We start from the raw sequence: 5,014 nt of genomic DNA, 5'->3' as shown, positions 1-5,014 counted from the left end.
AATATTCTTTGTGAAAATAAAAATTGTTTATGTAATTGAAGAAACTAAAATTTAGGAGAACAGTATGAAAAAGAAACTATGTACATAGGCTTTTTTGATTAATCAATTCAAATTATATTTTAAAGGGGAAATGGGTATATGAAGTTCCGAAACACAAAACTTGCTATGGTTACACTATCTTCATTTTTTATTTTAGGTTCTGCATCTCTATCATTCACAGATATCATACATGGTGAAGTAGTTTCTGCATCTCCACAAGTAGATACGTTTTCAGCACAAGAGATTACTGTAAAAAACTATGACGATACATATTATAATAACGCTATAGGAAAAACGGGTTTAGAATTAAAGAAGGAACTTCATAATGTTATTGATAATCATACAAAGATATCATACAGTGCGGTTTGGGAAGCGCTAAGAGATACTGATGAAGATCCAAATAATAAAAATAATGTGTTGCTCTTATATACTGGGCGTTCGCAAGAGAAATTTACGAATGGTTCAGGAGTTGATAACTGGAACCGAGAGCATGTTTGGGCAAAATCACACGGTGATTTTGGAACGGCTGCAGGACCAGGAACAGATCTGCATCATTTAAGAGCGACAGATGTATCTGTAAATAGTTCACGTGGAAATCTGGATTTTGATAATGGTGGTATGAATCATTCGGAAGCAACAGAATGTAAATATGATAGTGATTCTTGGGAACCTCGTGATAGTGTAAAAGGAGATATCGCTAGAATGCTGTTTTACATGGCTGTTCGTTACGAAGGAGACAACGGCGAAATAGACTTAGAACTAAATGAAAAGGTGAATAACAACAAAGATCCATACATGGGGAAACTATCTGTTTTACTAAAATGGAATGAACAAGACCCTGTCGATGATTTAGAGCGAAAGCGTAATGAAGTGATTTTTACAAAATATCAACATAATCGTAATCCTTTTATTGATCATCCTGAATGGGTAAATAAAATTTGGAACTAAGATTTTTAAAGAATTTTTAGTGACATTATACTTTGACAGAAGGGATGGATCATTATGATCCATCCTTTCTTATGTTTATGCTAGAATAAATGTTTTTCATAGGAGTGCAATAGATTATAATAAAGCTTTTTACTTAAAGCAATAGTTTCAAGTGGTAAGCTTTATTTTACTTCATTTATATATGACTTTCACCGCACATACAAATTATTGCAACATTAGACAGGGAAACGAAAAAAATCCAAGAATATGTAATATAAAAGGAAAAGAAAAGAGGGAAAGAGATGTGGAAAACTACGGATCTATGTGATGAATTTGAAAAGGAATTACAAATATGTCGCCAGTCTTTTCGGTCTTTCGGGAAGAAAAAACAATTCTATGGGAAAATCGCAACGGTAAAAGTGAAGGATGATAATGTACTAGTAAAAGAGGGGTTACAAACACTGCCGGAAGGTACAGTATTAGTTGTTGATGGCGGAGCTTCTAAAAATTGTGCGTTACTCGGTGATAATTTGGCAGCTATTGCGGAAGAAAGAAACTTAGCAGGAATTATTGTAAATGGGTATGTTCGTGATTCTAGTGAATTAAAAAATATTAATATTGGTATTGTAGCGTTAGGGACGATGCCAAATAGAAGTGTAAAAGAAGGAAAAGGAGAGCGAAATATTTCATTGCAATTTGGTGAAGTTGAATGGAAACCGAATGAATATGTTTATGTAGATGAAGATGGAATTATTGTTAGTGATAAAAGCTTACATAGTGAGGGATTACTTCTATTAATGGAAGGCTATTAAGCTATTATTCTTAGAAAATAAATCCGATAAAGCATGGACAAAATTCTTTGTCAATAGTAAAATAATACAGAAAATCAAAATTTGCAGAATGTATAGGTTTATCGTATTTACGATAAAGTGAAACTTTAATCAGTGGGGATTTTGTTCATCCCCACTGATTATTAGCCTTCACCAATCGGGCATTTACGGGCAGTTGATCCCCACCTAACTTCTTTGCTTTCGCTGAATTTGAGGTGGGGGTCTTACTGCTCGTTAATGCGGGATAGCTTGAAAAGGGAGTAAATTTTGCCTAGAAAAGTGAATGTTATCACAATGGTGCGTTCATAAACGAAATTATTTTTCCTATACAAATATAGCCGCGAATAATGCGGGTAGGAGGTGTTGTACATTTTTGTTCGACACTTACAAAAAGAGAGTGTCAACCGCATACCCTTAAAGGGTCTTTTTTTGTGTGAATGTTAGTAAAGGGAGGGAATTTTGGGATGGCAATGTTAAAGAAATGGCTGCTTACATCATTAATGACAGTGGCACTTGTATTTGTTTCTTTTTCGAATACAGTACATATTACGTTTGCTGAAGGAAAGACAGCGAAACTTGCAATTATTGGTGAATCACAAAAAGGAATTATGTTATGTCCGAAAGAAGTTTCCATTGAAGATGGAGAAACAGCTTTTAGTTTGCTACAAAAAGTCATGGGTGACAAAGTAACATCTGAAAGTATGTCATTTGGAACTTATATAAAGGGCATCGATGGATTAATGGCCGGAGCAACGAGCGGTTGGTTGTATGATGTAAATGACAAATCTGCAGAAGTTGGGGCGGATAGTTATAAATTAGAGTCTGGGGATGTTGTTGCATTTCGTTACGTCGCAGACTGGAGCAATATGAGTCAAGAAACATTGCAACAAACGTTAGATAAATTTGGCACTTGTAAAACTGTAGAAGAGCCAAAACCAGAGGAACCGAAAACAGAAAAACCAGATGGTAAAACAGAGGAACCAAAACCAGAAGAACCAAAAACAGAAAAACCAGATGGTAAAACAGAAGAACCAAAACTAGAAGATAAAACAACAGAACAACCAAAGCAAGAGAAAATCGAAATCCCAGCCGCACAATTAAACGAAGCGATTTCTAAAACGTCAGAAAAGATGTTACAAGATGGAATTGGTAGTGATTGGATTGCGATTGGACTTGCTCGTTCAGGTGTAAATGTTCCACTTGAAACGAAAATAAACCATGTTAAGCCAGTAGCTGAAAAAGTTAAGAAGCGTTTAAATCGTTTTTCAGCAACAGATTTAGCTAGAACGATTATTATGATGAATGCAATGAATGTAGATCCTACAAAGGTAGAGGGACAAAATTTAGTACAAAATTTATTTGAATCAGATAAAGTGAATTCCGTTACAGGATACGCATTTACATTACTTGCATTAGATACAAAGAAATATGAGGTTCCGGCCGAAGCGAAATGGAATCGAGCTGCTTTAGTACAAGCACTTTTACAGGCGCAGCATACAGACGGTGGCTGGACGTATGATAGTTCAAGTAGTAAAGAAAGTGCTAGTAACGTTGATGTAACAAGTATGGTATTAGCAGCATTAGCTCCTTATCAAGAACAACAAGACGTTAAGCCAGTTATTCAAAAAGCTGTGGATTACTTATACAAGCAGCAGTTAGGTAATGGTGGTTTTGCTGCTGATGGACAAGAGAATTCTAATAGTACTGCACAAGCAATTATTGGACTATCGCTAGTTAAAGATGTAGATCACAATCGTCTTAATAAAGCAGTACAAAATTTAATGTCATATCAGCTTCCAAATGGTGAGTTCAAATGGTTACCAAGTGATCAAAAGGGTAGCGGAATGGCTACAGAGCAAGCATTTTTAGCTTTACTTCAGTTTAAAGAGCTTGGAAAATCGATTTATGATTGGTCAAATGTAGTAGAGAATGAAATCGATACGAAACCAATTGTAGAACCAGAACCAACTGTAGAAGAAAAAGAAGTTGTAGAACAACCGAAACAACAAGAAGAGTTACAAAAACAACCAAAAGATGAAAATCTAAAAGTTGTTGTAGATAACGAACGAGTTAATAAAGAAACAAATAAGAATAAGAATCAATTACCACAAACAGGAGCATCTTCTCATAGTGCAGCTCCACAAGTAGGTATGGGTGTATTATGTATCGCTTCTGCATATGTATTATGGAGACGTAAAGCAGCTTAACAAAAATTAGGAGCAATCATTTGCTCCTAATTTTATTATAAAAGGTGAGGGCTAATAATGAGTGGAGATGAACAAAATCTCCACTCATTAAAGTTTCACTTTATTATGAAAGGTGAGGGGCAGCATGAGTAAGATGAAATGGTTCATTTCTTTAGTTCTTTCATTGGGATTATTAGTTGGATGTGAAGAAACGGCTGTAAAACCTGAGAAGAAGGCAGAACCGAAGCAAGAAGAGCAAAAAGAAGTAGCGAAACCGGAAGAGAAACAAGCTGAACCGGAACAGAAACCACAAGAAGAGCAGAAAGATAAACAAGAACAAAAAGTAGAAGAGAAACAAAAAGAAGAAAAGGTGCAGGAACAACCTGAAGTAAAGAAGGAAGAGAAACCAAAGGAACAGCCTGCTGCAAATAAACAACCGGAACAACAAAAAGTACAAGAAGAGAAACCTCAGCAACCGAAAGCACCAGAAGTAAAAGAAGAAGCAAAGGTTGTGAATCAACCGAAAGAAACACCGAAGCAGGAGCAAAAGGAAGATCCGAATAAAGAGGAGAAAACGATACCGACTCCGGCAGTACCAACTCCTGAACCACCAAAACCAGTACCAGTACCGAAACCGCAAGCGAAACAAGTCACTATCTCGGTAAAAGGACATGAAGGATACTTATTAGGTGCGAAAAAGGTTGATGTACAAGAAGGTGCTACTGTATATAGTGTACTAAATAGTACAGGATTAGATGTTGATGCGAGTGGATCTAAAGGTGATGTTTACGTAAAAGGGATTAATGATTTATACGAAAAAGATATAAGTGATACAAGTGGTTGGAAATACCGTGTGAACGGTGCATTTCCGAATCGTAGTGCTGGTGTAGTTACAGTAAAACCAGGAGATACAATTGAATGGGTGTATGTATTAAAATAAGAAAGGACCTTCGGTAAAGGACTATGAAAATAAGCTTTTCTTCTTTACATCCTTTTGTGAATTTTTTCTATTATATTGGGGTGATGATACTA

Annotated in this window: 4 protein-coding genes; all 4 read left to right on the top strand. The window is 35.8% G+C overall.

Features of this window, described 5'->3' with window-relative positions:
* The first annotated feature begins 138 nt into the window (after positions 1 to 138).
* Positions 139 to 987 carry an endonuclease I family protein gene (locus tag AB3X48_RS17730; protein WP_078174484.1) on the top strand — a complete coding sequence of 283 codons (849 nt, stop codon included), beginning with the start codon at positions 139 to 141 and terminating at the stop codon, positions 985 to 987.
* 281 nt (positions 988 to 1,268) lie between these two features.
* The gene (gene rraA / locus AB3X48_RS17725; protein WP_088099351.1) at positions 1,269 to 1,778 is read left to right on the top strand and encodes a ribonuclease E activity regulator RraA; all 510 of its coding nucleotides are present in this window, start codon (positions 1,269 to 1,271) and stop codon (positions 1,776 to 1,778) included.
* A 482-nt stretch (positions 1,779 to 2,260) separates the two neighbouring features.
* Positions 2,261 to 4,003 carry a DUF4430 domain-containing protein gene (locus AB3X48_RS17720; RefSeq protein ID WP_234814257.1) on the top strand — a complete coding sequence of 581 codons (1,743 nt, stop codon included), beginning with the start codon at positions 2,261 to 2,263 and terminating at the stop codon, positions 4,001 to 4,003.
* Between the two features lie 124 nt (positions 4,004 to 4,127).
* Positions 4,128 to 4,922, top strand: coding sequence for a DUF4430 domain-containing protein (locus AB3X48_RS17715; RefSeq protein ID WP_088099349.1), 795 nt, complete (start codon positions 4,128 to 4,130; stop codon positions 4,920 to 4,922).
* Positions 4,923 to 5,014: the final 92 nt, after the last annotated feature.

Source organism: Bacillus sp. S4 (assembly GCF_040838205.1).
Taxonomy (GTDB): Bacteria; Bacillota; Bacilli; order Bacillales; family Bacillaceae_G; genus Bacillus_A; species Bacillus_A cereus_U.
The sequence above is the reverse complement of the archived record's forward strand: the minus strand, read 5'-3'. Positions and strand labels throughout refer to the sequence as shown.